6 protein-coding genes are annotated in these 4,609 nt (G+C 72.9%); 5 read left to right on the top strand and 1 reads right to left on the bottom strand.

The annotated features are described in order from the left end of the window. Positions 1 to 54: 54 nt before the first annotated feature. Positions 55 to 363: a hypothetical protein gene (locus VH969_RS02345; protein ID WP_331969554.1), complete on the bottom strand. Its 309-nt coding sequence runs from the start codon at positions 361 to 363 to the stop codon at positions 55 to 57. On the opposite strand from VH969_RS02345, the gene VH969_RS02340 reads away from it, so the two are divergent. The 5 genes from VH969_RS02340 to VH969_RS02320 are packed head-to-tail and all read left to right on the top strand — an operon-like array spanning position 353 to position 4,451. After that, the gene (locus tag VH969_RS02340) at positions 353 to 1,426 is read left to right on the top strand and encodes a hypothetical protein (protein WP_331969552.1); all 1,074 of its coding nucleotides are present in this window, start codon (positions 353 to 355) and stop codon (positions 1,424 to 1,426) included. The genes VH969_RS02345 and VH969_RS02340 overlap by 11 nt on opposite strands. An 18-nt stretch (positions 1,427 to 1,444) precedes the next feature. Further along, the gene (locus VH969_RS02335) at positions 1,445 to 1,936 is read left to right on the top strand and encodes a hypothetical protein (RefSeq protein ID WP_331969550.1); all 492 of its coding nucleotides are present in this window, start codon (positions 1,445 to 1,447) and stop codon (positions 1,934 to 1,936) included. Beyond that, positions 1,936 to 2,187, top strand: coding sequence for an acyl carrier protein (locus tag VH969_RS02330; RefSeq protein ID WP_331969547.1), 252 nt, complete (start codon positions 1,936 to 1,938; stop codon positions 2,185 to 2,187). The genes VH969_RS02335 and VH969_RS02330 overlap by 1 nt, the downstream gene beginning before the upstream one ends. Next, complete coding sequence (locus VH969_RS02325; RefSeq protein ID WP_331969544.1) at positions 2,187 to 3,368, top strand: beta-ketoacyl-[acyl-carrier-protein] synthase family protein; 1,182 nt, start codon at positions 2,187 to 2,189, stop codon at positions 3,366 to 3,368. Before VH969_RS02330 ends, VH969_RS02325 begins: the two co-directional genes overlap by 1 nt. A 3-nt stretch (positions 3,369 to 3,371) precedes the next feature. Beyond that, on the top strand, positions 3,372 to 4,451 hold the full coding sequence (locus tag VH969_RS02320) for a beta-ketoacyl synthase N-terminal-like domain-containing protein (protein ID WP_331969541.1): 1,080 nt from the start codon (positions 3,372 to 3,374) through the stop codon (positions 4,449 to 4,451). Positions 4,452 to 4,609 lie beyond the last annotated feature (158 nt).

Below are 4,609 nucleotides of genomic sequence, written 5' to 3'. Positions count from 1 at the left end.
GACGTGTAGGGACACGTTGGAGGCGGTGAACTCGTATTACGAGGAGTTGAACGGCTATCTCGGGGAGTATGACAACGAGTTCCAGGCCGCGGGCGCGACCCCGCCGGGCATGACCCCGCCGCCCGGCACCACCACCCCGCCCCCCACGTCGACCACGCCACCGCCGACGACCTCCACGCCACCGCCGGTGAGCACGCCGCCGCCGACCTCGAGCACTCCGCCGCCGGTGAGCACCCCGCCGTCGACGTCCGTGCCGCCGGTGCCGGAGGGAACGGACACGCCGGCGCCGACCACACCGTCCACTCCGTCTACTCCGGACGTGCCGACTCCCGGCCAGACCACCCCGTCCAGCGTGGATCCCACGGATCCGACGAGCCAGGACCCCACGGGCCAGGACCCGGGCCACACACCTGGTCACACGCCCGGCCACACGCCGACCGGCCAGGATCCGACGGGCCAGGATCCGACCGGCCAGGACCCGGGCGACGTCCCGCCTGGCATGTCGCCCACGACGCCGGGCCAGGAGGAGACCGTCACCATCGACGACGGCGACCGGTCGATCTCGGTCACCAGCCCGGACGGGCAGGGCCAGGTCAAGGTCACCGTCGACGACGGCAGCGGCCACCCGAAGACCTACACCCTCGACTTCGGCGAGGGCACGTCGTCCACCGGCACGCACGACCAGCCGCAGACCTTCGGGCCCGCGGGCAGCGAAGCGAGCGATGCGGCGCAGGGTCACGCGCCCCAGCCGGACGGGCCGATCCAGCCGGGCGCCGACGGCAAGTGCGTCATCCACGACGGCGACCTCACGATCACCGCCGAGCGGCCCGAGGGCGCGCCGGACACCGTCACGGTCACCGTCGACGACGGCACCGGCAAGCCGACCACCTACGACCTCGACTACTCCGCCGACGACGGCCCGAGTGCCTCGCCGCAAGGCACGCCGGGCCGGCCGTCGGCGGCGCAGGTCATGTACGACGGGCTGAACGACCAGGTCGACGGCGCGATGCCGGACCCGGACAGGTCGTACGCCGCGACGAGCGCCCAGGCCAGCCTGGCCGGCGACGGGGGCGGATTCTTCAGCCACACGGACGGCGGCGCGGCGGGTCAGGCCGGCATGTTCGGCGCCCCGGACCACGGCCAGTACATGGCCACGCCGTCCCACGACCCGGGTGAGGCCGGCCTCGCGACCGCGGGCGAGGGCGACCACGGCGGCCACGGAGGCGGTCACGGAGCCGGTGGCCAGCACGGCGGCGGCCAGCAGGCCGGCGGCGCGATGGCCGGGATGCCCATGATGGGCGGCGCCGGCGGTGGCGCCTCGGGCGACCAGGACCGCAACACCGGCGCCCAGTGGCGGACCACCGGCGACCTGTTCGACGATGAGGTCGACGCCCAGCTGCGCGGCGCGTTCGGCGAGGGGCGCTAGCACGATGAAGGGGACCCGATGAGTGCTCACGACAAGGCCGCGAAGGCCCGTGCGCGGATGGACCAGGTCCGCCGCGAGATGTCCGAGCGCCGCGCACTGCGTGCCCGCAACGGCAAGGCCACCCGCGAGCGGGCGCGCGACAGCCTGCTGAAGCAGGGGCCGGTCGCCGAGCAGGTCGCGAAGCATCTGGGTGAGCTCGGCCGGCGGCGCCGCCAGGCCGGTGGCTGGGCGACCGAGAAGACCGAACGGGACAAGGACTACATCATGGGCTTCGGCGGCGAGGAGGAGCGCGACGCGTTCGCGTACCGCCCGGCGCCGCGGCCGCAGGCCGACCCGCCGCCCGGCGGCATCGGCGCGTTCGAGGACGAGGACATCGAGCCCGAGCGGCCGGCCCCGCCCGCGCCCGAGGCGCCCGCGGCGCGCCAGCCGCGCCGTCCCGCCCACGCGCGCACGGAGTTCGACGACGACGACGACTTCTCCAACCAGTCCACGTGGATGCGGAGCCAGTGATGCACGCCGCCGTCGTCGAGCGGGCCGCGGAGATCAAGACCGTGGTCTGCCGGGTGCTGGAGGTCGACGAGGACCAGGTCGGCCCGACCGCCCACTTCGTCGACGACCTCGGCGCGGACTCGATGAAGCTCATCGAGCTGCTGGCCAACCTGGAGATCGAGTTCGACGTCGAGGTCGACCCGGCCGAGTTCGAGAAACTGGTCGATTTGGACGGTGTCTACGGCGTGCTGAGCGCGGCCCTGGACTCCTGATGCACCGGGTCGCGGTGACGGGGCTCGGCGTCGTGTCGAGCATCGGCACCGGCGCCGCCGAGTTCTCCCGCGGCCTGCGCGAGGGTCGCAGTGGCGCCCGCCCGATCCGCGTGTTCGACACCGAGGGCTTCGCGCACGATGTCGGCTGCGAGGTCACCGGGTTCGAGCCGGCGCGGTGGCTCGACCGGCCGGAGACCCTGCCGCGCGCGGCCCAGTTCGCGGTGGCCGCGGCGAAGATGGCCGTGCGCGACGCCGATCTCGACCCGGCCGGCGCGCGAACCATGGTGTCGATCGGCACCACCGACGGCGGCTCGGACCGCGGCGAGCGGATCGCCGAGGCGATCGTGCGCGGCAGCGAGGTGCCCGCGGCCGAGGCCGCCCGCGTCCCGGCCGCACTGCTGTCCGTCGGCGTCGCCCGCGAGCTCTGCCTGTCCAATGTGGAGGTGTCGACGGTCGCGACCGCGTGTGCGGCGGGCAACTACGCGATCGGCGACGGCTTCGACGCGGTGGCCGCCGGCGACGTGGACGTCGCGCTGTGCGGCGGCGCCGATGCCATGTGCCGCATGACGTTTACCGGCTTCTACCGGCTCGGCGCGGTCGATCCGGTGGCCTGCCGCCCGTTCGACGTGGCCCGTGGCGGCATCCTCACCGGCGAGGGCGCCGGCGTGCTCGTCCTCGAGCCGCTGGAGTCGGCCGTCGCGCGTGGCGCCCGCGTCTACGCCGAGATCCTCGGCTACGGGCTCAACTGCGACGCCGGCCATCCCGTGGCGCCGGACCGCGACTCGGTCGGCCGCTGCATGCGGCTCGCGCTTGACAATGCGGGCGTGGCGCCCGGCGACGTCGACCTGATCTGCGCGCACGGCACCGGAACGAAGGCCAACGACGTCACCGAGTGCGGCGCCATCCACGACGTGTTCGGCCCCGCCGCGCCGCGGACCGTGTCGGTGAAGTCCATGCTGGGTCACACGATGGGCGCGGCGAGCGCGCTGTCGGCCATCGCCTGCTCGCTCGCGATCGCCGAGGGCTTCATCCCGCCGACGATCAACCACACGACGACCGACCCGGAGTGCGGCGTCGACTGCGTGCCGAACGAGTCCGTGCCGGCCACGCTGAACGTCGTGCAGAACAACGCACTTGCCTTCGGTGGCAACAACTCCGTCGTGCTGTTCGGACGGAACTAGGTCATGGCCACGGTGATCTCCGCCTGGTCGGCGACCTCGCCGTTCGGCGACGGCCGTGCCGCGTTCGCCGACGGCATGCGGGCCGGCGTGCCCGCCCCGGTCGTCGCGCACTCCGACGACTGGTTCCCCGAGCCCGACACCGCGCACGCCGTCCGCGGCTTCGACATCGAGGATCGCCTGGGGCGCAAGGGAACCAGCTCGATGGACCGCACCACGGCGCTGGCCGTGAGCACGGTCGGGCGGCTGCACAAGGACGACGCGGGCGTCGTCGCGGTCGACGAGCGCACCGGGATAGTGCTCGGCACCTCGAGCGGCAGCACGCAGACCCAGTTCGCGTTCACCGCCGACTCGCTGACCCGTCGCAAGCCGTACTTCGTCAACCCGGCGCAGATGCCGTTCGCGTTGATGAACTCCGCGGCCGCGCAGTGCGCGAGCTGGCACGGGCTGACCGGTCCTAACACGACGCTCGCCGCGGGCCGGCTGTCCGGCATCGCCACGCTGCGCTACGCGGACCGGCTGCTGCGGACCGGCCGGGCGAGCGGGGTGTTCGCGGGCGCCGCCGAGGAGTACGGCGGGGCCCGTACGCTGCTGGAACGCCGGTCGGGCAACGCCACGCGGCTCGGCGAGGGCTGCGCGATTCTCTTCCTCCAACCGTCCGGATGGAACCGATCGGCGCTCGCGGAGGTCGTAGCGTTGGACACGCGGTTGGCGCTCGAGGGGGAGCCACGCGAGGTGCTGGTCGGGTGTCTGCGCCGGGTCCTGGCCGGTGTGGCGTCGCGCGATGTTTGGGGGGTGGCGCTGTCCGGCCCGGACCCGGCGACGGCCACGCTCGAGCAGGAAGCCGTCGAGCAGGTGCTGGGACGGGAGGTCGAGCGGGTGGTCGTACCGGCGAAGCTGATCGGCGACACCGGCGCGGCGACCGGCGCGTTCCAGCTGGCCGCGCTGCTCGCGCTCCGCGAGGGTGAGCGCGAGCAGCTGGCCGTGGCGACCGCCGTGGACCGGGACGGCATGGTCGGGTGTGTGGTGGTTCGCCTGCTCGGCGGATCGGGGAATGCGACGCAGGTTAGGGGTAGTAGCCGATGAGCAGGTCGTGGGACGAGGTCCAGACTCTTCTTGATGATCCGTTTGTTGATGCGGATACGAAGGAGCATCTGCTTGCTGCGTATATCAAGGAGAATGTGGAGGGTTATCCGTTTATTGAGGCGGATGATCTGCCTGATGATGTGCGGCGGTACTACGAC

Source organism: Actinophytocola sp., assembly GCF_036555685.1.
Lineage (GTDB): Bacteria > Actinomycetota > Actinomycetes > Mycobacteriales > Pseudonocardiaceae > Actinophytocola.
Note: the sequence above shows the minus strand (reverse complement) of the source record. Positions and strands in the feature narration are given on the sequence as shown.

Excerpts from the sequence above, each read along its gene's own strand:
- VH969_RS02320 (WP_331969541.1), top strand. The coding sequence starts at position 3,372 with ATGGCCACGGTGATCTCCGCCTGGTCGGCGACCTCGCCGTTCGGCGAC.
- VH969_RS02325 (WP_331969544.1), top strand. The coding sequence starts at position 2,187 with ATGCACCGGGTCGCGGTGACGGGGCTCGGCGTCGTGTCGAGCATCGGC.
- VH969_RS02330 (WP_331969547.1), top strand. The coding sequence starts at position 1,936 with ATGCACGCCGCCGTCGTCGAGCGGGCCGCGGAGATCAAGACCGTGGTC.
- VH969_RS02335 (WP_331969550.1), top strand. The coding sequence starts at position 1,445 with ATGAGTGCTCACGACAAGGCCGCGAAGGCCCGTGCGCGGATGGACCAG.